Consider the following 23948-nt stretch of genomic DNA (forward strand, 5'->3'; position numbering starts at 1 on the left):
TGTTATTGCTCCTGTAGTAAGTGGTGTTCCACGGCGTGCACCGGTTCGACGGTGCGTGGGAGTCCTGCCGCGAGGGATTCATGAAGGGCGAGGCGGACGGCCAGGTTTTGCTCAGTCAGTTCCCGGTGGACAACCTCTTGCCCGGCGCTGCGGGCCCAGACGCTGAACCGTTCAATTTCGAGCCTGAACGGGTCCTCGATGACATCGAAGACCTCGGTGCTGCCGTCCCTAAGCGAAACGGTCACGCGTGCTGCCTCCCCTGGAAGGGGGTCAAAGGCATTGTCGAGCGTGATCTGTCCCTTGCTGCCGATGATCTGGAACGTGTTCACGCGGGGTCCTTCGAAGCCGCAGTCCAGGGTTCCCAAGACGCCGTCGTAATCCAGGATCGCGGCGACAGTGGTCTCAACGGGGTCCGCCGGGCTGGTCCCTTTGGCGTATACGCTGACAGGCGCCCGTCCCATCACCATGTTCATGATGTCGACCGCGTAGCATCCCACATCATTAACGGCACCTCCCTCAAGGCCTGTCTGCAGACGGACCTCGCCCGGCCTGCGGTCCATCACAAAGTGGAAGCGCGCGTGCATCGAGACAATCTGGCCGATGCGGCCGGCGTCGATGAACTCACGGACTTTCTGGTGCTGAGGATGGAAACGGTACATAAACGCTTCCATCAGGCTTACCCCGTTGCGCTGGCAGGCCTCGACGACGCGTGCATAGTCCTCAAGGCTTCCCACCAATGGCTTTTCGCACAGGATGTCCTTGCCGGCCTCGGCCGCGGCGATGATCCATTCAGCGTGCAGGCCGTTGGGAAACGGAAGGTAGACGGCCTCGATGGCCGGATCGGCCAGCAGTTCTTCATGTGAGGAATAGGCGGCCGGGATGGCGAAGCGGGCGGCGACTTCGGCGGCGCGCCCGTTGGGGCTGCTGATCGCCGAGGCGGTCGCGTTGCGGGCTTTGTTCATGGCCGGCAGGAACCTGTCCTGGGCGATGCGGGCGGTAGTGAGAACGCCCCAGCGCACCGCGCTCACTTGGCTAGCCCGGCTTCCAGGTCGCGGAGGAAGGCCACTGACTGCCGGACATCCCGTACCGGTCCGTCGCCTGCCGGTGCGGACTCCAGGATGGTGTCCTGTTCCATGGTGAACCATCCGCCGTAACCTGCCTCGAGCAGGTGCAGGACGATGCCGGCAATTCCGGCGTCGCCCTGGCCCAGCGGTACGTACATTCCCGCTTTGACGCCGTCGGTGTAGGAGATTTCACCGTTCTGGACCCGTTCGGCGACGGCCTTGCGTACGTCTTTCAGGTGGGTGTGGCCGATGCGGGAGGCGTAGTCGCGGGCGAGCTGCCCTGGGTCGGTGCCGCCGATGAGGAGGTGGCCGGTGTCCAGGCAAAGGTTCGCGCCGGTGTCGTTCAGCACGCGGTTGACGTCCGACGTCGTCTCGATCATGGTGCCCACGTGCGGGTGCACCACTGCCTGGATGCCCTGGTCGGCGGCGGCCTTGACGATGGTATCCAGGTTCCGGCCGAACAGGTGCCAGCCCTCGGCGTCGAGCTCGTGGCGCTGGTCATATCCGGCGACGCCGGTTTCGGCGGCCAGCACCATGACGCTGGCCCCTGCCGCCTGGTAGGCGTCCAGCTCCGCAGAGACCGCCTCGAGCGGGTCCTTGGCGGGATCATGCAGGATGACCGGAAAGAATCCGCCGATGGCCTGGAGGTTGTGCCGCTGCAGAACCTCGGCGCGCGCCGCGGCTTCCTCAGGCAGGAAGCCTGCCGGTCCGAATTCGGTTGCGGTGATGCCCAGCGCGGTCATCTCGGACAGGACGCGGTCTGCCTCCATTTGGTGCCCCCATCCGGGGACTTCGCACACGCCCCAGGAGATGGGGGCGGCGGCGAGGCGGCTGGTGATGGTGTTCAATCTGATCCTCCAAGTACGTTCTGGTCCCAGTCAATGACCGAGCCGGTGACCACTCCGCTCCTGTTGGAGAGGAGAAAGACTACAAATTCGGCAATCTCGTCCACTTGACCGAGCTTGCCCATCGGCACAGAGGCATTGGCCTTTTCCAGCCAGTCATCCCCTGCGCCGTGAAATTTCCGCTGGGTCTCGGCTTCGCCTTCCGTGGCCGTCCAGCCGATGTCCAGGCCGTTGATCCTGATCTTGTCCCAGCGGTGTGCGTGTGCAGCGTTCCGGGTAACACCGGCAAGCCCGGCCTTTGCCGCGACATAAGGGGCCAGGTAGGGCTGGCCGCCGAGCTCGGCGATGGAGATGACGTTCACGATGCTGCCGGGGGCTCCCCGTTCACGGAGGTGCTTGATCGTTTCGGCCATGATGAAGAACGGCGACTTCAGGTTCACCGCGATATGCGCATCGAACAGTTCAGGTGTTGTATCCAGCATGGTTCCGCGGGTTGTCAGGCCGGCAGCGTTGACAGCGCAGTCCAGCCGCCCGAACTCGGAGATGGTTTCCAGGACCGAGTTCCGGGCCTGGTCCACATCTGCGAGGTCGGTTTTGATGAAGCGTGCCTTGACGCCGGACTCCTCCAGTTCGGCCGCGAGCCTTTCGCCCGAGCCGGCGTTGCGGCCGGTGACCGCCACTCCGGCGGCGCCTTCGGCTGCTGCCCGGCGGGCAATGCCGGCGCCCAGGCCCTGGGTGCCGCCGCTGACGAGGACCACCTTGCCTGCGAGAAGCGGGCTGTTCATTTCTTACTCCTTTCCGATGGTGACAACGCGGCCGGACCGGGCGGATTCATCGGCGGCGTTGGCAAGGACGAGGGCCATCACGCCGTCGTCGAAACCGGGACTGCAACTCGTTCCGCCGCGGATGGCCTTGACGAAACTGTCCAGCTCATTGCGGTAGGCCTGGCCGTAGCGTTCCAGGAAGAACGGCAGGTAGGGGTCGGACTCTTCGGTCCCCGCGGCGCTGTACTTGCGTACGGTGGTGGGGGCCAAGTTTCCGGCGGTCAGCAGGCCCTCGCTGCCGAAAGCTTCCAGCCGCTGGTCGTGGCCGTAGGCACTGTGGCGGGAATTGATGATGGTGATGAGCTCGCCGCCGCGGCCGCGCAGGTTGATGACCACCGAGTCGAAGTCGCCGGCCTCTTCGATGTAGTCGCAGAACAGGTTGGATCCGGTGGCAGAGACCTCAACGATGTCCGGGACGAAGAACCGTGCCATGTCCAGGTCGTGGATGCTCTGGTCCCGGAAGATTCCGCCGGAGGTCTCGATGTACGCCTTGGGGGCGGGGGCGGGGTCGCGGCTGATGATTGTCAGCTGCTCGAGGCGGCCGATCTCCCCGGCCTCCACTCGGGAGCGGAGGGAGGCGAAGTTGGGGTCGAAGCGGCGGTTGAACCCAAGCATCAGTGGGCTGCTGGTGCCGCGGATTTGGTCCCGGCACACGCGGACCCGGTCAATGTCGAGGTCAATGGGCTTTTCGCAGAGGGCGGCGATGCCGGCGGCTGCTGCCCGGGAGATCAGGTCCACGTGGGTGGGCGTCGGCGAACCGATGATGATGGCGTCCAGGTCAGCGTTTGCGAAAACCTCATCAGCGGTTTCGACGGCGAGGGCCCCGGTGGCGGCGGCGAGGTCCTGCGCACCCTTGATAAACGGGTCAGCGATCCAGGCCAGTTCCAGGTCCGGGTGGTCGGCGATGTTCCGGGCGTGGACCTGGCCGATGCGGCCGGATCCGAAGAGTGCAACCTTGAGTGGTCGGTCACTGGACATGGGTGGGGGTCCTTTCCTGATTCCCGCTGGCGGATGGTTCGCCTGCGGTTGATGGAGCTTGGTTGAGTTTGGTGAGGCTGTTGGTCACGGGGTTGTCACGGCAGCCGGGGAGCGTCCGGCCAGGACGTCGACGGCACCCTTGGCGGCGTCCCGGACTGTGTGGGCCATTCCCTGGCGGGTGAATCCCATGAGGTGGGGCGTCAGGACGACGTTCGCGTGGTCAAAGACGGCGTGGTGGGCCGGCGGTTCGGGGTCAAAGACGTCCAGTCCGAGGCCGCCCAGCTGCCCTGAGAGAAGAGCCTCGTGGGCGGCTTCCAGGTCCACGAGGCCGCCCCTGCTGCAATTGACGAGGATGGCCCCGGCCGGCAGCAGTGCGAGGCGTTCGGCATTGATGAGGTTGTGGTTTTCCGGGGTCAAGGGCACGTGCAGGGTGACGAAATCGCTGCGACGCAGCAGTTCCTCGACAGTTGCACAGCGGATGCCGGCGGGGACGTCTGCGAACGGATCAAAGGCCAGGACCTTGAGGTCAAAGGCCTCGGCGATCCGGGCCACGCGGCGCCCGATGCGCCCGTAGCCGATGATGCCCAGGGTGAAGCCCTCCAGGTCCCCGACGGCCACCTTGGACCGTTCCTCCCAACGGCCGTCCCGCACCAGGGACGACAGTGTCGACAGCTTCTTGACCAAGGCCAGCAAGTGTGAGAACACGCCTTCGGCGACGGAGGCGGTGTTGCTCCCGGGCGTGATGACCACGGGGATACCACGGCGGTTCGCCTCCGCGACATCCACGAGGTCAGTGCCGACGCCGGTCCTGGCGATGACCTTCAGGGCCGGCATGCGGTCCAGGAGTTCGCGGTCCACACGGTAGGCGGCTCGGACAATGGCGGCATCGGCCCGGGCGAGGTCTGCCTCGGTGGGGTTGTGGATGAGTCGCTGGTGCGGAGCCAGCTCCGGTTCCACCAGGCCAGCCTCGACGCTGCCAAGGGCTACGAGTATTTGGGGTGTGCTGAATGTTGCCATCGTCATCCTTGAAGATGTGGGGGTGCACTCCCGGGAGGGCCTGGAAAGCCCGCGGGGTGACAGGTTGGGTGGAAGGTTAGAGGCCGAGCAGGCTGGACTTGCGTATGACCAGCTGAGGGACGATCGGCTGGTGGACGAAGCCGCCATGGAAGTCACGGTCCTGGATGCGTTGCAGGAGCGTTTTGGCTCCTGCAACGCCGATGCCGGAACTGTCCGGGTCGACGGTGGTCAGTCCCAGGCGGGGCATGGCACCCAGCGCGATGTTGTCGTAGCCGGTGATGGCCACTTCGACGCCGCGTTCATCGGCAGCAGTCATGGCGCCAAAGGCGGCGAGGTCGTTGATGCACGCCAGCGCTGTGGGGCGCTGGTGCCTGGACCGCGAGGAGCCCAGGGCCCGCTGGGCGGCGACGTAGCCGGATTCCTGGAAGAAGTCGGCGTCGACGACGTGGATGTGGCGGGCCAGGCCGTGCTCTTCCATGGCGGCGGAATATCCATCCACGCGTGCCCTGCCTACCGAGCCGCCCAGGCCGCCGAGGTGCGCGATGTTCTCGTGTCCCTGGGCGATCAGGTGTTCAACGACCATGCTCATGCCGAGGGTGTCGTCGCTGCGGACCACATCGGCGGTGTCGATGTAGTCCGGTCCGCCGCCGGCAAAGACCACAGCCCCTCCGGAAACTGCCCGGTTGAACGGTGCCTTGTCGGGCACCGTCCCGACCACCAGCAGGCCCGCCACGCGCAAATCCCTGAAGGCCTGGAGGATGGACTGGTCCACTCCCCTGCCGCTGGCCGTCACCGCGCTGAAGAGGACGGTGTGTCCGGCTTCTTCGAGCACCGTACGGGCGGCGTCGGCCACGTCGAACGCCCACGGATTGTGCATGTCACTGACCAGGACGCCGATGGTTCCGTTGTCCCGGGTAGCCAGGGAGCGGGCTGCGAGGTTCAGCTCATAGCCCATCTCCTCGACAACTTCGAGCACCCGCTTGCGGCGTTCATCGCTGACGCGCGGTGAGTCGCGCAGGACGAGCGAAACCAAGGACTTGGAAACGCCGGCGCGTTCAGCGACGTCCTTGATCGTTGGCCGACGGGCGGATGCAGTGCTCATCGCTACACCCGTGCTGCCGTGGTGCCGTGGATTTCCTCGATCTTCTGCCACTGGCCGGACTGCGAAGATGCTTCCGCGGCACTGACGATCGCGGCGGCGGAGGCGGCATCGTGGATGTTGGAGTTTTCCTGCGCTCCACCGGCGACGGCGACGAGGAACTTCTTCGCCTCGATCACCTTGAGGTCGTCAAAGCCCATGCTGTTCCCGGGGCCGGGCTGGAAGTGGGCGTAGTCGCCGTGCCGCGGGCTGGCATTGACGGTGGTGTAGCCCTGCTCCTCGTTGTTCCGTCCCAAGCAGACCTTCAGTTCGTTCATGCGCTCAAAGTCCCACTTGAAGGAGCCCTCAGTGCCGTAGACCTCAATCTGGTAACCGCACTCGGGGCCCACGGCAACGCGGGACGACTCGATGGTGCCAACCGCTCCGGCGCCGACAGCGGACGGGCCGAAGCGGACCAGCGCTGCAGCGTAGTCCTCATTCTCGACCTCCCCCATTTCACCGTTCTCGATCACTGCGAAGTGCGTGCCGGATCCCATGGCCAGTTTCGGCCGCTGGGTGTACACCGTGCTGGTCAGCGCGGTTACCTCGGCGATGGGTCCGACTACATACTGGCACAGGTCCGTTGCATGGCTGAAGAGGTCCGCCAGGACACCGGTGCCTGCGAGCTTCCGGTCAAAGCGCCAGGAAAGGGCACCGTTGGGCTCGGACGCGTAGCCGGAGAAGAAGACGGCGCGGACGTTGGTGATCCTGCCAAGGCGGCCATCGGCAATCAGCTTCCGCGCGTGCTCCACCGCCGGAGCATGGCGGTAGTTATAGCCGATGGACGTGACGACGCCGGCCTCCACTGCGGCTTCCTGCACAGCGGCGGTTTCCTGGTAGCCGCGCCCGACAGGCTTTTCGATCCAGAAGTGCTTGCCGGCCTTGGCGGCGGCGATGCCGATCTCGGCGTGGAGAAAGTTCGGCGCACAGATGGAGACGACGTCCACGTCAGGGTGGTTCAGGACATCGTGGTAGTCGGTGGTGCCTTCAGCGAAGCCCAGGACATTGCGGGCATACTCGACGCGGCCGAGTGCCGTGTCGGCGGCAATGACGAGCTTTGTCCTCAGGCCAAGGTCCGGGTACGCGTAGGGGACGGTCTGGTAGGCCCTGGAGTGGAGCTTTCCCATCCATCCGACGCTGATGAGACCGACACCGATAGTGCGAGATTCTGCGTTCACGTTCTTGTCTTTTCCTTGTTTTCTGGTCAATTACGGGCGGTATCGAAGGCATCGCGGAAGGCCGCGGCCATGATGGTGGAGTCTGAACCGATGGCTACGAACCGGAAGCCCTGGCGGACGTACTTGGCAGCTCCCGTGCCGTCCACGGCGAGTATCCCGGCTGCCTTGTTGTGAAGCTGCGCCGCGGCCACAACGCGCTGCAGCGCTTCCTGAAAGACATTGCTGTCAAGCTGGAGCGGAACCCCGAGTGCATAAGAAAGGTCCAGGGGTCCGACGAAGACGACGTCGACGCCGTCCTGCGCAGCGATGTCCTCCACAGACTCCAACGCCTCAAGGGTTTCGATCTGGATGACTCCCAGGGTTTCCTGGCCCGGTTCGATGAGCGTCCGGCGGTCCATGCCCCAGCGGCAGGAGCGGTTATAGGTGGCCACGCCGCGGTCCCCGCGCGGCGGATACAGCATGTGCTTCACCGATTCCGCGGCCTGGTCGACGGTGTTCAACCGCGGAACCATGATCCCGGCAGCTCCCTGGTCCAGGACCCGGCCGATGCGGATACGGTCGCCTGATTCGACCCGGACGACGGTCGGGACGCCGTAACTGCCGGCGGCAACAACGCCGTCCCGGACCGCGTCCTCGCCTCCGGAGCCGTGTTCGAGGTCGATCAGGATCCAGTCGGCTCCGGCAGCCGCGCAGACTTCGGCCGCCGTCGCAGATGACAATCCGACGAAGGTACCGATCGTGACTTCGCCCCCGGCAAGCCGCCGGCGCAGCTGTCCTGCGTTCAGTGGTCCTGAGGCCATTGGTTCGTGGCTCATCCAAACCACCGCTGCTTGCCGCGTGCCTTCTCGTAATCGGTGCGGAGGGTGCGGACCCATTCCTGCTCGGAGACTTCCGCCGGGGCAACGTCCCACCAGACGTCGCCGCCGGGCAGGTCCACGTGCGGCACCGTGGGGACCACAATGACTACAGGGCCTTGGGTGTCCCGGGTTGAGGACAGGGCCTCCCGGACCTCGGCCGCCGAGGTGGCGCGGATGGCACGGGCGCCGAGGCCTTCAGCGATCTGCCGCAGGTCGACCTTGAGATAATCCCCGTCGAGCCTGGCCTTGGGGGCGTCGGCGGCTGCGACGCTGCCTCCGGTGGTGCGGTAGCGGAACTCGTTGCCGAATTCCTTGCCGGTCCGGTTCATCTGCAGGCGGTGGATGACCTGGTAGCCGTGGTTCTCGGAGACGATGATGGTGACGTTGAGCCCTTCCTGTGCGGCGGTGAGGATCTCGGTGGGTGCCATCAGGAACGTGCCGTCACCGATGAAGGTGACCACGCGGTTGTCGTTGTTGCCTTGGGCCAGGCGGACACCCATGCCCGCGGCGATCTCGTAGCCCATGCAGGAAAACCCGAACTCCAGGTGGCAGTGCCGGTTGCCGGTGGCGTCCCAGACTTTCTGCAGGTCCCCGGGGGCCCCGCCGGCGGCGGCAATAACCGTGTCGCCGGAACGGGCATGCTCCTGCATGATTCCAATCAGCTGCGGCTGGGTGAGGACGGCTTCGGTGACGGGCGCGTCGGGGTGGTCTTCAGGGTTGTAGGCGGTGTCGGCGTCGAGCCACGTGGTCCGGATGGGGGCCCAGCCGGCCTTCTCTGCCTGGACCGTGTCCTGCCAGGCTTCGCTGGTGCTGTGGCCCTCCAGTGCCTGGGCGAGGGCTTCGAGTCCGAGCCGGGCGTCGGCGAGGATCCCGGTGGCGCCCTGCTTGCGGGTGTCGGCGTCCACAATGTTCAAGGAGGCGAAGCGGACGTCCGGGTTTTCGAAGATGGACTGTGAACCGGTGGCGAAGTCAGTGAGTCGGGTGCCGACGTTCAGGACCAGGTCAGCCTGCTTGACGAGTGTGTTGGAGGCGAAGTTGCCTTCCAGGCCCACGCCCCCCACCTGCCACCATTCATCCTTGGTCACGGCACCCTTGCCGCCGAAGGTTTCCACCACGGGAATTCCGACCTGGCCTGCCAGCGCTTCAAGTGCGGCGTGGGCATCCGAGTAGTGGATGCCGCCGCCGGCGATGATCACCGGACGCCTAGCCGAGCGGATGAGCCGGGCGACGTCGTTGATCTCTTCCGGGTCCGGCAGGGGCCGGCGGATCTTCCAGTCGCGTGGTTCGAAGAATTCGGCCGGGAAGTCGTATGCGTGGGACTGCACGTCCTGGGGCAGCGAAATGACCACGGCGCCGGTATCGGTGGGGCTGGTCAGCACGCGCATGGCCTGCGGCAGGGCGGTCAGGAGCTGCTCCGGGCGGGTGATCCGGTCGAAGAAGCGCGAGACAGGCCGGAACGCGTCGTTGACCGTTGCATCAGCCTCGATCGGGTGCTCAAGCTGCTGCAGGACCGGGCCCTGATGCCGCGTTGCATACGTATCGCCGGGAAGGAGGAGCAGCGGAAGCCTGTTCACCGTCGCCAGTCCGGCGGCGGTGACGAGGTTGAGGGCACCCGGGCCAATGGATGCGGTCACCGCGAGGACGGCCTGGCGCCGGCTCGCCTTGGCAAACGCCGTCGAAATGTGGGCCATGTACTGCTCGTGGCGGCCCTGGATGAACGGCATGTCATCAGCGAGTTCGTCGAAGGCCTGGCCGAGGCCGGCGACGTTGCCGTGCCCGAAGATCCCCAGGGCGGCCGGAACCAGGCGGCGCCTGACGCCGTCCGCAACGGAGTGCTGGACCGACAGGTATTTGATGACGGCCTGGGCTGTGGTGAGCCTGATGGTCTGTGTGTTAGTGGTCATTGCCTTATTCCAGTCGGTGGTGGGTTACCAGGGGCGTCCGTGCAGGACGACCGTTTTTTCTTCGGTCATCTCATTCACTGCGGAGCGGACGCCTTCCTTGCCGATGCCGCTGCCCTTGAGTCCGCCGTAGGGCATGAGGTCGGCCCGCCACAGGGGCGTCCAGTTGATGTGGATATTTCCTGCGTCGATCTGCCGCATGGCCCGGATGCTGCCGGCGACATCGCTGGTGAAGATCCCGGCGCCGAGCCCGTAGTCGTTGTCATTGGCCATTGCTATTGCCGTTTCGATATCCGGTGCGGAGGAAACGGCGACGGCGGGCCCGAAAAGTTCGTTGCGGCTCAGCGGGGAGCGAGGGTCGACGCCGGAAACAACGGCCGGGGTGACCACGGCGCCGTCACGGTCCCCGCCGGTAAGCACTGTGGCGCCGGAGTTCCGGGCGTCTCCGATCGAGGTGTGGACGCGGATTGCTTCCTCTTCGGAGATCAGTGACCCGAGCCGGGTGTCGGCTTCCTTCGGGTTGCCAACAGCGATGGCCTCGACCTTGGGCACGAGTGCATCGAGGAAGTCGGCTTCGACACGGCGGTCCACAATGACCCGCTGCACCGAGATGCAAACCTGGCCGGCGTTGATGAAACCGCCCGCGGCCACGGCGCTGGATGCAAGTTCAAGGTCGGCGTCCGGAAGGATGATCACAGGACAGGAGGCGCCGAGCTCCAGGGACAATTTCTTGACCCCGGCGATGGAGCTGATCCGGGTGCCTGTGGCGGTGGATCCGGTGAAGGAGACTTTCCGCACCCGCGGGTCGGTGACCAGCACATCACCCAGCGTGCTGCCTGGCCCGGTCAGCACGGACAGCGCCTCCGGTGGCAGGCCGGCGTCGACGAAGCACTCGGCCAGCTTCAGCGCCGTCAGCGGCGTGGCCCGGGCGGGTTTGAGGACAACGGCGTTGCCTGCTGCCAGCGCGGGGGCGATCTTATGCAGGACCAGCAGGGCGGGGTAGTTGAACGGTGTGATGGCAACAACGATGCCCACGGGCTGCCGCAGGGTAAACCCGACCTTATCCAGCCCGGTGCCTGCGTTGGCATCCAGCGGAAGAGTGGAACCGTACAGCTGGCTGCCCTCATAGGCAGCAAGCCGGATTATGTTTCCCGACCTGCCGGCCTCCCCCCGTGCTTCCGTGATCGGCTTCCCGGTTTCCGCACTGATCGCCTGTGCAATGTCCTCCGCACGCTCATCCGCCAGGGCAGCAGCCCGCAGGAGGATGTCCACCCGCACGTGTGCCGGCGTGGACCGCTGCAAGCTGGCACCGATCTCAGCCCGGTCGAGGGCGGCCTGCGCGTCTTTGACCGTGGCGACGGGGACTGTGTCAATGATCCGGCCGTCGAAAGGCGACCGCACGTCCTCGGTCCTGCCGTCGGCGGCACCGCGCCAGGTTCCGGCGATTAGCATCTGCATGATTGCTCCATCTGATTGAAAACGGTGGCGCTCAGTGGCGCCGGGTGGTGCCTTCGTGGGCTGCGTCAGTGACGTCGGCGACTTCGGCCTGGACTTCCTTGACGATGTCGCCGTGGCCGCCGAGCTGCTCGAGCTCGTGCGCGAGTTCAGCGAGTTCGGCGCCGCCGGCCATTTGGGCGGTGAGCTCGTCCAGGGTGATGTCCTTTTTGTCGTAGTAGCCGATGGATTTGCCCCGCTTGAGCAGGAGGAACCGGTCCCCGACAGGGAAGGCGTGGTGCGGGTTGTGGGTGATGAAGATGACCCCGAGGCCCCGGTCCCTCGCCTGGAGGATGTAGCGCAAAACTACGCCCGACTGCTTGACGCCCAGGGCCGCCGTCGGCTCGTCCAGGATCAGGACCTTGGCTCCGAAGTACACTGCCCGGGCAATGGCCACACACTGGCGCTCGCCGCCCGAAAGCTGGCCGATGGGCTGCTCCACATCGCGCAGGTCGATGCCCATGTCGGCGAGCTCTTTCTTGGTGATGTCCTTCATCTTCTGGACGTCGAGGCTCTTGAACGGGCCGAACCCGGTGGTGAGCTCCGAGCCGAGGAAGAAGTTCCGCCAGATGGGCATCAGGGAAACCACCGCGAGGTCCTGGTAGACCGTCGCGATGCCGACATCGAGGGCGTCGCGGGGGGAAGTGAACTTCCGCTCCTCCCCCATGATGTTCAGTGTCCCGGCGTCATGCTGGTGCAGGCCCGCGATGATCTTGATCAGCGTGGACTTACCGGCGCCGTTGTCTCCCAAAACGCACGTAACGCGGCCGTTGTCCACGGCCATAGTGACGTCCTTGAGCGCCACGATGTTGCCGTAGTGCTTACCGACATTGTCAAGGGAGAGCAGGTGAACCGGGGTGTGCGTCAGCGGATCCTTTTCGTTCTTGAGCAGGGTCTGCTGGTCAATTTGCTTGGCGTTCATTTTTCTCCGCCCCTTTACTTGAGCTCGGCGCGGCGTTTGACGATGAGGTTGACGATGGTGGCCAGCAGAAGCATCAGGCCCAGGAAGAACTTGAACCAGTCCGGGTTCCACTGCGCGTAGACAATGCCTTTGTTGGCCATGCCAAAGATGAAGGCACCGATCGCACCTCCCACCGCCGAACCATAGCCGCCGGTCAACAGGCAGCCGCCGATGACAGCGGCGATGATGTAGAGGAACTCGTTGCCCACACCCTCGCCCGACTGCACGGCGTCGAAGGCGAACAGGTTGTGCATGCCCAGGATCCAACCGCAGAAGCCAACGCCCATAAACAGGCCGATCTTTGTGGCTTTGACAGGAACACCCACAGCACGTGCCGCGTTCTCCTCCCCGCCGACGGCGAAGATCCAGTTGCCCACTTTGGTGCGCAGCAATACCCAGGATGCGACAGCCACCAGGGCGATCCAGATAAAGACGGTGTTCTTCACGTCCACACCACCGATGTTCACGGAGGAGGAGAAGACGGCCCGCGCGGACTTGTAACCGTCCATGGCGGAGATGGAAGGGGATGAGACCCCGCCGCCGATCAGACGGGTCAGGCCCAGGTTCAGGCCTGTGAGCATCAGGAAGGTCGCCAGCGTGACGATAAAGCTGGGCAGCTTGGTCTTCATCAGGATCCAGCCGTTGATAAAACCAATGGCAAGTGACATGACCAATGCCAGCGCTACGCCCACCCAGACGTTCACGCTAAAGAACCAGCTGAACATCGACGCGGTCAGCGCCGAGCTGATCACGGCCACGCCGGTGGAAAGGTCAAACTCGCCGCCGATCATCAGCAGCGACACCCCCACAGCCATGATCCCGATCGTGGAACTGCCATACAGCACGGTGGCAAAAGCGTTCGGCTGGGTAAAAGTAGTAGATACGAGTGAGAAGAAGACGAACAGGACAACGGCACCCACCAGGGCGCCAACTTCCGGCCGTCCCAGCAGGTTTTGCAGAGGACTCCGGCGCCCTATCCGCTCATCCGTGGCCAGCGGTGCCGGCTTTGCTAACGTCTGTGTCATACAAAACTCCTTGTTGTTCTGGCTGCGGGAGAACCAGGACCGGTCTTCCCGCAGCCAGGTATTCCTGTGGGGCCTAGCGGATGCCGGCCTGCGCGAATTTCGAGACGTCCGCGGCGTTGGTCTTGTCCACAATGGCGGGACCGGTGTAGACCTGCTGCCCTCCGCCGACCGTGAAACCGCCGACCTTTTGCGCCCAGATGGCGTCGACAGTGCCGTAGCCCTGAAGGTAGGGCTGCTGGTCCACTGTGAAGTCCACGCTTCCATCCACGACCGCCGCGGCCAGATCGGCGTTCAGGTCAAAGGATGCAACCTTGACCTTGCTCCCCGTCTCCTTGACGGATTTCACAATGGTCAAAGTGAAAGGCGCACCGAGGCCGATAATGGCGTCGGCATCCGGAGTCGACTGCAGCTTGGCCGTGACCGTCGAGGACACGGACGTCATGTCCGCACCGTTGACGTATACGATTTCCGACCCGGGGACGTTCTCCTTGACTCCGGCGCAACGGTTCTCCAACCCCACGTGGCCTTGCTCCTGAATCACACAGATTGGGTGCTTGATGCCCTCGGAGGCCAGGCGTTTGCCCACCGTAACGCCGGCAAGTTTGTCGCTCTGCCCGAAGTGGGCCATGACTCCCAGTGCTTTGTACTGGTCCTCGCCTGCGTTGAAACTCACTACAGGAATCCCGGCAGCCAGAGCCTTCTGAACGACATCCTTCAATGCATCCGGCTTCGCCAGCGTCACCGCAATGCCGTCCACCTTCTGGTCGATCGCCTGCTGCACAAGCTGCGCCTGGCGGCCGGCATCGCCATCACCGCTGTAAAGCAGCTCGACGTTGTCTTTCTTCGCGGCGGTTTCGGCGCCCTTGCGCACGATGTCCCAGAACGTGTCCCCGGCTGCGGCATGAGTGATCATCGCGATCTTGATTCGGGCCGTGTCAGCAACCTGCCCGGCTTCTCCGGATGTTCCTGTCTCGGTCTTGCCGCCGCTTGAGCATGCCGACAGCGCCAGAAGCGGAACGACAGCCAGAGCCATAACGCCCCGGTGCCAAGTGAGTTTTGCCACGTGAAATCTCCTTTGATTCGCGCCATTTGTCGCCCCTCGTAAATGCTCCTGGCCCACAATGGCGTGGGCCGAAGTGTCGAGGTCGGCGTTGTTGATCGTTTGTGATCCACATCGCTTTGTGGAACGGTCCAACACTAGATCGCGGGGATCACAGAAGTCAATAGACCGTTCCAATGATCTGTGGTTTGATACTTTCACGCGCTTCATTGCATCCCTTATGGCACCCGGCGCGGCACTCATCTGCTTCGAAGGAGAACAATGACAACGACCACCTCCCCGGAACTCGTCGCATCGTGTTGGACCAGCGCCGGCAATGTGGCGCCGCTGGCACAACCCGAAACCAGCCCCGTGCCACTTGCGGACCGCGTCGAAGCCATCGCTGCCACCGGATGGTCAGGCTTTGGGCTCGCACATGATGATCTCGCCGCCGCACGCGCCACCATTGGCTTTCCGGCCTTGCGGGGGCTTATCGACGACGCCGGCCTGCGCTACATCGAAGTTGAACTCCTCACCGACTGGTGGGACGAGAGTCTCGCAACGGACTGGCGGCCCAAATTCGAGCTCCTCCTTGAAGCTGCCGAAACGCTCGGTGCACGGTTCATCAAAGTAGGAACTTCCCTGGGCCAGCCCCTTGAGGACCTCGACTTCCTGATTGAACCCCTCCGGCAGCTAACCACCGAGGCCACACTGCGGGGTACGCGGATTGCCCTTGAACCGATGCCGTTTTCGATGGTCGGAAGCGTCCCCGCCGCCGCCGACCTCATGCGCAAGGTGGACATGCCCGATTGTGGGCTGGTGGTTGACTACTGGCACGTCTTCCGAGCAGGAACAACGCTGGAAGAACTGTCTGCGCGCCTTACCGCAGACCAGATTTTCGGCGTCGAACTCAACGACGCGGCGAGGGAGATCCGGGGCACTCTCTTCGAGGACACCCGGGACAACCGCCGCCTGTGCGGGCACGGTGACCAGGATGTCACCGGGTTCATCCGCTCCTTGAAGAACCTCGGCTTCAATGGTCCCTGGGGCGTCGAAATCCTGTCCAGCGAACACCGCGCACTTCCCGTCAAGGAAGCTCTGCAGATGGCCCATGCCACAGCATCGGCCTGCTTTCCAACGGACTAGTCACTTCCAAAAATCCCGGCTGAAAGGCTGAAAGGATGGCTGGTACAAGGAAAACTTATGCCTGCCACGGGGTCGGTCGACCGCTTAGGTCTAGCAAATGCCCCTCCCCCGCGCACGAAGCCGGCATGCGCCGGAACGGCACGGCGTCAACCCTCCACTTCGAAAGGACGAAGGAAACTGTGGATCTGAGACGCATCACAGATTGGACGCAACTCACCGGGGCCAGTATCGAGATTCGCCAGCAAGGCAGTCCTATCTGTAGCGGACACGTTGATGCTGTCACTGACGACGGAACCATTCTCTGGCTGCGACCGATAGCGCAGAACCGGAGGCTGTTTGAGAAAGCCGAGTCTTATGAGGCATGGGCAGCAGAGGACCGCGCGGGCTTCCACTACGAAGTCACGAAGCGCCTCAGCCACGGCAGCTAGCTGATCCTGGCGCGATCTCCCCCGCTGCTGCGAATCGGAAAAAGCGTTCAAAGGCCATCTCGACAGCCAGCGCAGCGACGCACTGGATGCGAACAAACCCTGAACGGAAGCACCAGCAGTGATAACTCACGCAACTTGCTCCGCTCAGCTATCTACGGGCGAGTATCGGTCGGCAGCAGAAATGGCCAGCCGAGGCTGCATCATGCCCGATTGAAATACACCCCAACCTGACGTCAGGAAGGTGCTGAATAAGAGCTTCTAACACCTCTGAGATCGAAACCTGACACTCCTTACTCGGCTCAATGTGCAGCGACACATGACTTTCGTTGGCCCGGTCACTCCACGATACATACCGCCCCTTGACGTATCCGAGTCGACCAGATTGGCCAAACTGCAGGGCAAATTATCCCAGGCGACTGGCGCGCCCACGCCCCAGCCACTGCCGTCGGCCCAAGCACTCAGGTGCGTCAACGGTCGGTCCGCTCCCTACGCTTTTGAACAACCAGATCCAGCTTCGCGGTTTGTCATTCTGAACTCCACAGACGCCGGGCAACTCCTCTGTGCTATCAGGCCGTGCGCTCCGTCGGCAATCCGAATTTGGCGCAGCGCTCTTCAGCCGCCTTGAACAACCTTAAAAAGCAGACATAAGTGTGGACACTGTCCACACCCCCTTTGACAGGACAAAGCGAGCACCCCGAAGCTTCCGTGCCGCAAAAGAAGGTGCTTTCCAAGGAGCTTTCGCACCAACAACAGCGAAGTCATGTTGTGACCGCGGCCCCGGCCCATGAACAGGTGTTGGCCACCCCCGACCAACCCGACAGAATCGGAACGAGGAACCGCACAAACCAAGCCCACAGCAGGCGGAAGGCCCACCAGCCAGGGCCTTGAACCCGCCACCCCACACACCTGAATAGGCTCCGCGGCAGCCAGGCCAAAGACCGCGAACCATCCGTCAGAGCGACGCGACCACAAGCTTTGTACACACGTCAAAGCAAAATCGCCTCTGACGAGGGAAAACGTCGTGCCCGAGGTGGGACTCGAACTACCTTCCAGCCCTTGCAAACACTGGGAGCCCGCGAAAACATGCGGAATTCGAAGCAGTCCGAGGACAGTATCACCCGATCCGAGGCCAAGACTGTGGACAATGTCCACACCCCATTTCGCGCCCGCCGAAGCGTTCAGCCGAAGACCGCAGCCCGCAACCCTCAACCCGCAACGACGGGATGCGGTTCTTCTTTGTCATGAGAGATTCGCCTCGCACCTCAACAGACCTCAGCGCTACAAGAATCCGATAACGACCCACCTTTGTGGAGGCTCCGCATGCCCAGCCACAGTCACGGCGAGGGTTCTGAACCGTCCATATCTTGGTAGGTCATGCCGCTTGGTTACTCGGCATCGATAGACAGGCAGAAGTTCAATCGCTGCTTGTCATTCTGATATGTCCAATGATCGCTGGGCGGGTCCTCCGCGCAACCAGGGCGCTACCGCGCCGACCCCGAACCGAAAACTTCGTCATCGAACCGGTGGAGCGTTGGCTCCAGCTGAAGTTTTCGGCCCCGGCGCCGGTCCCCCAAGTTGCACTTCGGCCCCTCAGCCCAGCGGGTGGTCCCCTACCAGAACGACGCCCACAACCAACAACCGCAAAAGCACAGCAACACAAGGGTGAAGGGAAACAAAGGGATCATGGAAAAGCTAACGATCACAACACCATCAGATGTGCTCAGTTTCATCGGGCACACCTTGGGCTTCTGGCCACAGGAAAGCTTGGTCTGCATCACCTTGAACGAGAACAGCATCGGTGCGACACTGCGCATCGACCTCCCCCGAGAGACTGGTCAGGAAATCCCTTACGCACGCACCGTCGCTCATTACCTGACCAGCGACACCACCGCCACGTCCATCCTCTTTGCCGTCTACACCAGCGAAACCGCCCAGCACGGACAGGCCAAACCCCACGCCGGCACCATCGCCGCTCTCACCGGGGTCCTCGCCGAACAGGGCATCACCATCCGGGACGGACTCTTCGTCGGCGACGAAACCTTTTCCCCCTACGACGGCGAACCCGGCACCAGCCTCGCCCTGCCCGTCAACTCCACCCAGACCAGCGCGATCAACGCCGAATTCATCTATCGCGGCAGCTTCGTCGAACCTACCGACCGCGTCACCCTGCCAACCACCAGCCAGGCAGCAGCCAAAGCGATCGCCGTCGAACACCACATGGACACTATCGCATCCCAACCCACCGACACCGCGCTCCAACAGGGCCGGCAACTCTGGGCAGACATGCTCGACTCCAAGACCTTCCCGAGCGACGACGACTGCCACGCCCTGGTCGCGAACCTGCAGTTCCCGGCGATCCGCGACCGGCTAATCGCAGACATTCCAGGAGTGGACGAGCCAATGCAGCGGATCTTGTTCGCCCAAACCGACCAGGCCCCGAAGTGGTCACGCATCGAATGGGCACAACAACTGCTCTTGCACGCCTACACCCGAACCAGTGCAGAACACGCAGCCCCGGTCCTCACGACCATTGGCTACATCAACTGGTGGGAAGGCAGAGGCAGCAAAGCCCACCAATTCCTCCAACTCGCACTCGACACCGACCCCGCCTACCGCCTCGCCCGCCTCAGCGACCAAATGATCGGCTCCGGCATCGTCGCCGGCTGGAACATGAACAAAGACACCGCCTACAAAACACTGCCCTTCGAACTGCCATAACGCAGGATTGTTGTAGGAGTTGAGTAGAAGGCCGGAACATCGGCGGCGGTCCAATTCGGCAAGTTCACAGATCTATAGCGCCAAGGATTCTAACCATGTGCGGAGGCCGCACCGGCCTCGGTAGGTGCCTCGAGGCCGGTGCTCTTGGTGCCGCCGACCGCGGGCATAGCGATAACGGCGACAACGGTGAGTATGGCACTGACCAGCACGGCCACGAAGACTGCAGTAGTCGCAGACACAATTGTCTGGGGGTCAGAATCACCGCCGGGGACGCCGGCATATATCGAGTTAGCTACTGCCCCGAAAACGGCGACGCCGATGGAGCTTCCAATCGAACGGGAGAAGAGATTAGTACCCGTGACTACGCCGCGCTCATTCCATTCGACACTTGACTGGGCGGCAATGAGGATCGGGGTGGCTACCAGCCCCAGTCCCAGTCCGACGACGAAACAACACGCCGCCACAACCGGAACGTTGGGGGAAGTGGCCGTGAGTGTTAGGACCGATGTACCGATGACAGCGACCATGACACCGATCAGTGCCGTCTTCCGGTATCCGATGCGAAAATAGAACCGGCCAGCCTGTGAAGCACTGATCGGCCAGCCGATAGTCAGTGCTGCCAGGGCGAGCCCGGCCAGAACCGGGGAGGTCGAGAGGGATCCTAAGAGGAACGTGGGCACGTAGGCAGTAAGGCCGAACATGATTGCACCAATACCGAAAGAGATCATCGACGTCGTGGCCAGCAGACGCCTGGACACTACCCACGGCGGTAGCACCGGCTCGGCTGCCCTCCTCTCGACGAGAACGAACACCGCGAACAGGAGCGCCCCGACTCCAAACACGGAGATGCTGGTGACGGAGTTCCACGCCCATGCCAGGCCGCCCTCGAGAGCCCCGAGGATCAGCAGGCTAAGGGAAAGAGTTAGCAGTATTGCCCCCAAATAGTCCACATGGTGTTTGCCGCGCTCGATGCGTTCGTGGAACGCTCGGATCAGCATCCACCCAGCCAGGAGGCAGAGTGGGATGTTCAGCAGGAAGATCCCGCGCCAGATGCCTAGCGACGCGAACAAGCCGCCTAAGGTTGGGCCCGCGACTGACGAAAGTGCCCAAACGCTGGCAAGGTAGCCTTGCACCTTAGCCCGTTCAGTCGGCGTGTAGATATCGCCGACGATGGTCATTGCCATCGGCAGGACTGCTCCCGCGCCCAGGCCCTGCAACACGCGGAACGCAATGAGGGCGGGCATGCTCCACGCAACTCCGCAGAGGATCGAACCGAGCAGGAAAAGACCGATACCGCAGAGGATGATCGGCTTGCGGCCGACAACGTCAGACAGCTTGGCGTAGACGGGCACGCAGACAGCCTGTGCCAACAAATAGGCCGAGAAAAGCCAGGGAAAGGAAGTGAAGCCGCCCACGTCATGCACGATTGAAGGTATGGCCGTCGCAACAATCGTCGAATCAATCGCCACCAAGCCAGACGCAACCATCAGGGCAATAAGGACGGGGCCCCGCCGGGACCGAAACCCGACTCCGTCGGCAGTCGCTGTCGTCACTACCAGCTCATTTTCTCCATGGTTGTGCCGTACGGTACTTTTTCACTCAGGCTGACGGTAAAGGTCTCAGGGCTGCTACGCGTCACCAGCATGCCCTGCTTCCGCAGTTTCGCATTCTTAAGCAGTTTGCCCACCGCAGTATCGAGGCGGTGCTCCAATTCTGCGCGTCGCTGGATCGTGAAAGTGATGGAATTATCCGAACTGTAATTCATTGCCGTCGAAAGACCTTCCGAAAGTGATGTTGCTCTTCAAACCGAGCATGGCGGGTTATGGCAGAGCGGACGAAAGTGGAGCACTGGATCATGGTCAATCCCACAACAAAGCCCGGCTTTAGTGGCAGTGCGATGGTTGTCCCGCTTAAGCCTCATTCTCATATAAGGCTAAAAGCGACCCGCACGGGCCGCTCATAGCCATCCACGCCAACAACGCCCGAATATGCGCCATTTTGTGGCCACCGATCCGCTCCTGGTCCAGGCTCTGCCCGCTCCCAGCGGGAGAGGGCAGAGCCGGTGACAGTTGACTGACGGTTATTGTGTGAGGTCTCGTCCCTTGGTTTCCGTTAGGAAGAACACACAGGCGGCGGTGATGAGCCCGGCAATCACGAGATAGAGCGCGACCGAAAAGGAAGTCCGTGTTGCTGCGTAGAGGGCCGTTGCGATCAGGGGCGAGAATCCACCGCCCAGGGTCTGGCCGAGCTGGTAGCCCATCGATGCGCCGCTGTAACGAAATTTGGTGGCAAAGAGCTCACTGATCAGCGAGGCAAGCGGGCCGTAAATCATTCCGCATAGGATAAGTGCAACTGCCATCGCCAGCGTGATGAGTATGGAGTTCCTTGTGTCGATCAGCGAGAACATCGGAAATGACCAGACGGCAAAAGCAATTCCACCTGTGAGTATGACCGGCCGTCGACCTACCCGGTCAGAGATAGCTGAGCTCACCCAGTCGCTGAGGCCGTAGAAGACGAAAGCGATGGTTAGCGCAATGAGACCCACACCCGCGTCAAGCTTGAGGTTGTTGGTGATGTAGCTCAATAACCAGGTCACTACGCCATAGGTGAGCGTGCCGAATCCGAAACTGATTCCCGCCGCGAGGAGAAGCTCCTTTGGGTTGGCCTTTATCACTTCGAGGATGGGCTTACGGGTGATCTTTCCCTGCGTCTCGGCGTTCTTGTATACCGGGGTCTCTTTGAGCCGAAGCCGAATGATGAGGCCAGTCACGACGAGGATGATCGACGCAAGGAAAGGGACGCGCCAGCCCCACGCTTCGAACGTCTCCGCTGGCATGAAACTCAGAGCGAAGAGCACCCCTGTTGAAAGCAGCCCGCCTACCGCTGACGATGCCGGGATGAATCCGGTATAAAAGCCCCGCTTTTCCCGGGGAGCCGTCTCGCTGACCATCAGAATGGCGCCACCGTATTCTCCGCCAAACGAGAAGCCCTGCACGAACCGCAGGGTGACGAGAAATAACGGTGCCCAGATCCCAACAACAGCATAGGTCGGAAGAAGTCCCATGGCGGTCGTTGAAATCCCGGCGATGAGCAGCATGGCAACCAGGACGCCCTTACGACCGCGGAGGTCACCGACATGCCCCGCCACCAGGCTACCGAGCGGGCGGGCAATGAAACCGACGGAATAGGTCCCGAACGCGGCAAGCAGGGCGACAGTCGGATCGAAGGTCGGAAAAAACAGCTTGCCGAAGACCAGGGCGGCAACCGATCCGTAAAGCACAAAGTCGTATTGCTCGATGATGTTGCCGACGACGCTGCCGGCGACAGTGCGGTGCAGCAGCTTCTTCTGGTCTGGCCCGAACTCCTTGGATTCTGCGGGTTGGACGATGGGCACGTCCTGTTCCGCCTTTAATCCAGTAGTCAGCAGGGCCTGCGACTTCGTTGTCCGCATGTGTTCTCCTGGGTGTTTTCCGCCGGCACCAAAGGCGACCGGGTTACAGGTGGATCCCGCCAGACGCTCTTCTTCGTGCGGCCGGGTCGGTACGTCGAAGCTAGTTCGATTCAGACCGTGCGTCAAGAGAAACTTTCGTATATCCTATCTAACTTTCATAATGCGATACTTCTGACCTTGTGGCCCTTTAAGCAATGCCACTAGTGATAGTGCCGGCGCAGTTCCCCAGCGAAGGAATGCCAGGCGTATCGGAGGACTGGCAAAGCGGTCAGGTGTTCCGGCACGCACGCTGCTGTACTACGAAGAGCAGGGCTTGGTGGCTGCATGAGCGCGCGCGGATGTCCCAGAAATCGATCTTCTGATCCACAACCGCGATGCGCTCACTCGCTACATTGAAGCCCTCGACACCGCAGCTGGCCGCTCGCAGAAACTCTGCGCGGGTTAGGACCAGCTGATCTGCGGCACGGGCTCAGCCCGGGATTGCAGTAGCGCCAGGTCTCCCTAGGGCATCCAGAGCCGCAGTGGGGATTGTGATTCGTACGCTTTTCCCTGCGGAAAGGACACGAGTTCGAATTGCATTCCCCACGGCGCCAGGAAGTAGACCCAACGCTGGCCCTTGCTGGCTCCTGAACTTGAAGTCGGTTCCCCGAGCACCTGGATCCCCTGGTTTCTGAGATAGTCGACAGCCACGTCGAGGTCCTCGACATAGAAGGCGAGGTGATGACCGCCAATGTCACTGTTGCGGGGCTGTTCCCGCCGTTGATCCGGGGTGGAGTAGTTGAAGACCTCAAAATTTGCCCCGTTGAAGCAGCGGTAGAAGCGTATCTCCGCCAGTGTCGCCTCCGGGTGGACGTTGAGCTTTGTCCGCATCAACTCGGGGTCTTGCGGGTACGGCCCCAGCGAGTAGACATGCTGGCACCCTATGACGTTGACGAAGAATTCGTGAGCTTGCTCCATGTCGGGCACTGTAAACCCGATGTGGTCCGTTCCACGGATACCCGGCAGTCCGCGCCGTTCCTTGAGGGCAATGTCTTGCTGTTCGGCGTCCTGGTTCATGTGGTTCTCCAACAACTATTTCTAGCGATCGAATATTTCAGGGTGATCAAGCAGGGCCATGCGGGTTTTGCGGACATGCATGGCCAGCAATTCCTCCGCAGAGCGGGAGTCACGACGGCGGATGGCCGCCACAAGGAGCCTGTGCTCCAAATGCGTGTCGTCCAGTCCCTCGGGACCGATCAGCTGCACGTACGCGCGCCGGTAATGCTGGGTGGTGTTCCAGAGCCGCTCGACCATCTCCAGCAAGGTCGGCATGCCCGCATCCTGAAAGCTCAACAGGTGGAATTCACGGTCCAGTTCGACGAAGTCCTCCACCACCTGGCAGTTCTCCATCTCGCTGGCCAACTGGGTGAGCCGATCCAAGGTTTCAATGCTGACGCTGTCGATGGCCTGGCCCAGCGCGAGCGGTTCAAGCCGTTCTCTGATCAGATACGTCTCCTGGCACTCAGCGAGGTTCATGGAACTGACCCAGGCTCCAGATGAGGCGACCAGTGTTACGAGTCCGTGCGATTCAAGAATTCGCAAGGCTTCACGGATCGGCAGCCTGCTGACGCCGAACTCTTCTGCGATCTGCTCCTGCCGGATCCTCGTGCCAGGCGCGAGGTCCCCGTCGAGGATCCTCTGACTTAGTTCGTCTGCGATGCGCTGGCTTGCAGCACCCGACTTCTTCAACAGAACAGCTTGGGTGGACATACCTACAGCATACGGGCTGAGGCTGAATGGATCCATTCATGGATGTCTGGCGCACAAATAGTAGCTTTGCTCCTTGCATTGGATCCATTCGCCCACCTATGGTTGGACGAACGCGAAAACGATGCACGTACGCCC

The 23948-nt window shown here is 62.6% G+C and carries 21 protein-coding genes; 3 read left to right on the top strand and 18 right to left on the bottom strand.

Going from position 1 to position 23948, the window contains the following annotated elements; all coding sequences use genetic code 11:
- Positions 1–2: 2 nt before the first annotated feature.
- From GK109_RS22280 to GK109_RS01015, 13 genes are all read right to left on the bottom strand, one after another.
- Entirely contained in the window at positions 3–1028 is a 1026-nt protein-coding gene (locus GK109_RS22280; RefSeq protein WP_197432604.1) for a Gfo/Idh/MocA family protein, read from the bottom strand.
- Entirely contained in the window at positions 1025–1912 is an 888-nt protein-coding gene (locus GK109_RS00960) for a sugar phosphate isomerase/epimerase (protein WP_157238357.1), read from the bottom strand. The genes GK109_RS22280 and GK109_RS00960 overlap by 4 nt, the downstream gene beginning before the upstream one ends.
- Complete coding sequence (locus GK109_RS00965) at positions 1909–2694, bottom strand: SDR family oxidoreductase (RefSeq protein ID WP_157238358.1); 786 nt, start codon at positions 2692–2694, stop codon at positions 1909–1911. The genes GK109_RS00960 and GK109_RS00965 overlap by 4 nt, the downstream gene beginning before the upstream one ends.
- 3 nt (positions 2695–2697) lie before the next feature.
- Complete coding sequence (iolG, locus tag GK109_RS00970) at positions 2698–3711, bottom strand: inositol 2-dehydrogenase (protein WP_157238359.1); 1014 nt, start codon at positions 3709–3711, stop codon at positions 2698–2700.
- Between the two features lie 84 nt (positions 3712–3795).
- Positions 3796–4728 carry an NAD(P)-dependent oxidoreductase gene (locus GK109_RS00975; protein WP_157238360.1) on the bottom strand — a complete coding sequence of 311 codons (933 nt, stop codon included), beginning with the start codon at positions 4726–4728 and terminating at the stop codon, positions 3796–3798.
- 76 nt (positions 4729–4804) lie between these two features.
- Positions 4805–5830, bottom strand: a complete 1026-nt coding sequence (locus tag GK109_RS00980; RefSeq protein ID WP_157238361.1) for a LacI family DNA-binding transcriptional regulator — start codon at positions 5828–5830, stop codon at positions 4805–4807.
- A gap of 2 nt (positions 5831–5832) precedes the next feature.
- Complete coding sequence (locus GK109_RS00985; protein WP_370460300.1) at positions 5833–7044, bottom strand: Gfo/Idh/MocA family protein; 1212 nt, start codon at positions 7042–7044, stop codon at positions 5833–5835.
- A gap of 26 nt (positions 7045–7070) precedes the next feature.
- Positions 7071–7859, bottom strand: coding sequence for an HpcH/HpaI aldolase/citrate lyase family protein (locus tag GK109_RS00990; RefSeq protein WP_197432377.1), 789 nt, complete (start codon positions 7857–7859; stop codon positions 7071–7073).
- The gene (gene iolD / locus GK109_RS00995; RefSeq protein WP_157238362.1) at positions 7856–9805 is read right to left on the bottom strand and encodes a 3D-(3,5/4)-trihydroxycyclohexane-1,2-dione acylhydrolase (decyclizing); all 1950 of its coding nucleotides are present in this window, start codon (positions 9803–9805) and stop codon (positions 7856–7858) included. The genes GK109_RS00990 and iolD overlap by 4 nt, the downstream gene beginning before the upstream one ends.
- A 24-nt stretch (positions 9806–9829) precedes the next feature.
- Positions 9830–11260: an aldehyde dehydrogenase family protein gene (locus GK109_RS01000; protein WP_157238363.1), complete on the bottom strand. Its 1431-nt coding sequence runs from the start codon at positions 11258–11260 to the stop codon at positions 9830–9832.
- Positions 11261–11291: 31 nt separating this feature from the next.
- Positions 11292–12218, bottom strand: coding sequence for an ATP-binding cassette domain-containing protein (locus GK109_RS01005; RefSeq protein WP_157238364.1), 927 nt, complete (start codon positions 12216–12218; stop codon positions 11292–11294).
- A 14-nt stretch (positions 12219–12232) separates the two neighbouring features.
- Positions 12233–13282, bottom strand: a complete 1050-nt coding sequence (locus tag GK109_RS01010; RefSeq protein WP_157238365.1) for an ABC transporter permease — start codon at positions 13280–13282, stop codon at positions 12233–12235.
- A gap of 73 nt (positions 13283–13355) precedes the next feature.
- Positions 13356–14345, bottom strand: a complete 990-nt coding sequence (locus GK109_RS01015) for a substrate-binding domain-containing protein (RefSeq protein WP_370460761.1) — start codon at positions 14343–14345, stop codon at positions 13356–13358.
- 258 nt (positions 14346–14603) lie between these two features.
- On the opposite strand from GK109_RS01015, the gene GK109_RS01020 reads away from it, so the two are divergent.
- Positions 14604–15467, top strand: a complete 864-nt coding sequence (locus tag GK109_RS01020; RefSeq protein ID WP_157238366.1) for a sugar phosphate isomerase/epimerase — start codon at positions 14604–14606, stop codon at positions 15465–15467.
- Positions 15468–17578: 2111 nt separating this feature from the next.
- Positions 17579–18613 carry a DUF4192 domain-containing protein gene (locus GK109_RS01025; protein WP_231754779.1) on the top strand — a complete coding sequence of 345 codons (1035 nt, stop codon included), beginning with the start codon at positions 17579–17581 and terminating at the stop codon, positions 18611–18613.
- 89 nt (positions 18614–18702) lie between these two features.
- Here the strand turns inward: GK109_RS01025 and GK109_RS01030 are convergent, their stop codons facing one another.
- The 3 genes from GK109_RS01030 to GK109_RS01040 all read right to left on the bottom strand — a co-directional run bounded on the left by GK109_RS01030 (position 18703) and on the right by GK109_RS01040 (position 22064).
- Entirely contained in the window at positions 18703–20166 is a 1464-nt protein-coding gene (locus GK109_RS01030) for an MFS transporter (RefSeq protein WP_354147579.1), read from the bottom strand.
- Complete coding sequence (locus tag GK109_RS01035) at positions 20166–20378, bottom strand: hypothetical protein (protein WP_104997716.1); 213 nt, start codon at positions 20376–20378, stop codon at positions 20166–20168. Before GK109_RS01035 ends, GK109_RS01030 begins: the two co-directional genes overlap by 1 nt.
- A 315-nt stretch (positions 20379–20693) precedes the next feature.
- Complete coding sequence (locus tag GK109_RS01040) at positions 20694–22064, bottom strand: MFS transporter (RefSeq protein WP_157238368.1); 1371 nt, start codon at positions 22062–22064, stop codon at positions 20694–20696.
- Between the two features lie 247 nt (positions 22065–22311).
- Here GK109_RS01040 and GK109_RS22285 point away from each other — a divergent pair, with 247 nt between their 5' ends.
- On the top strand, positions 22312–22392 hold the full coding sequence (locus GK109_RS22285) for a MerR family DNA-binding transcriptional regulator (protein ID WP_104999707.1): 81 nt from the start codon (positions 22312–22314) through the stop codon (positions 22390–22392).
- 173 nt (positions 22393–22565) lie between these two features.
- Here the strand turns inward: GK109_RS22285 and GK109_RS01050 are convergent, their stop codons facing one another.
- A complete protein-coding gene (locus GK109_RS01050; protein ID WP_157238369.1) occupies positions 22566–23120 on the bottom strand; it encodes a VOC family protein in 555 nt (184 codons plus the stop codon).
- Between the two features lie 21 nt (positions 23121–23141).
- Complete coding sequence (locus GK109_RS01055; RefSeq protein ID WP_104187981.1) at positions 23142–23813, bottom strand: GntR family transcriptional regulator; 672 nt, start codon at positions 23811–23813, stop codon at positions 23142–23144.
- Positions 23814–23948 lie beyond the last annotated feature (135 nt).

The organism is Pseudarthrobacter sp. GA104 (assembly GCF_009741265.1).
Taxonomy (GTDB): domain Bacteria; phylum Actinomycetota; class Actinomycetes; order Actinomycetales; family Micrococcaceae; genus Arthrobacter.

Excerpts from the sequence above, each read along its gene's own strand:
- GK109_RS01025 (WP_231754779.1), top strand. The coding sequence starts at position 17,579 with ATGGAAAAGCTAACGATCACAACACCATCAGATGTGCTCAGTTTCATC.
- GK109_RS01005 (WP_157238364.1), bottom strand. The coding sequence starts at position 12,218 with ATGAACGCCAAGCAAATTGACCAGCAGACCCTGCTCAAGAACGAAAAG.
- GK109_RS01040 (WP_157238368.1), bottom strand. The coding sequence starts at position 22,064 with ATGCGGACAACGAAGTCGCAGGCCCTGCTGACTACTGGATTAAAGGCG.
- iolD (WP_157238362.1), bottom strand. The coding sequence starts at position 9,805 with ATGACCACTAACACACAGACCATCAGGCTCACCACAGCCCAGGCCGTC.
- GK109_RS01010 (WP_157238365.1), bottom strand. The coding sequence starts at position 13,282 with ATGACACAGACGTTAGCAAAGCCGGCACCGCTGGCCACGGATGAGCGG.
- GK109_RS01000 (WP_157238363.1), bottom strand. The coding sequence starts at position 11,260 with ATGCAGATGCTAATCGCCGGAACCTGGCGCGGTGCCGCCGACGGCAGG.
- GK109_RS01020 (WP_157238366.1), top strand. The coding sequence starts at position 14,604 with ATGACAACGACCACCTCCCCGGAACTCGTCGCATCGTGTTGGACCAGC.
- GK109_RS00965 (WP_157238358.1), bottom strand. The coding sequence starts at position 2,694 with ATGAACAGCCCGCTTCTCGCAGGCAAGGTGGTCCTCGTCAGCGGCGGC.
- iolG (WP_157238359.1), bottom strand. The coding sequence starts at position 3,711 with ATGTCCAGTGACCGACCACTCAAGGTTGCACTCTTCGGATCCGGCCGC.
- GK109_RS00990 (WP_197432377.1), bottom strand. The coding sequence starts at position 7,859 with ATGAGCCACGAACCAATGGCCTCAGGACCACTGAACGCAGGACAGCTG.
- GK109_RS01050 (WP_157238369.1), bottom strand. The coding sequence starts at position 23,120 with ATGAACCAGGACGCCGAACAGCAAGACATTGCCCTCAAGGAACGGCGC.
- GK109_RS00975 (WP_157238360.1), bottom strand. The coding sequence starts at position 4,728 with ATGGCAACATTCAGCACACCCCAAATACTCGTAGCCCTTGGCAGCGTC.
- GK109_RS01055 (WP_104187981.1), bottom strand. The coding sequence starts at position 23,813 with ATGTCCACCCAAGCTGTTCTGTTGAAGAAGTCGGGTGCTGCAAGCCAG.
- GK109_RS01035 (WP_104997716.1), bottom strand. The coding sequence starts at position 20,378 with ATGAATTACAGTTCGGATAATTCCATCACTTTCACGATCCAGCGACGC.
- GK109_RS00980 (WP_157238361.1), bottom strand. The coding sequence starts at position 5,830 with ATGAGCACTGCATCCGCCCGTCGGCCAACGATCAAGGACGTCGCTGAA.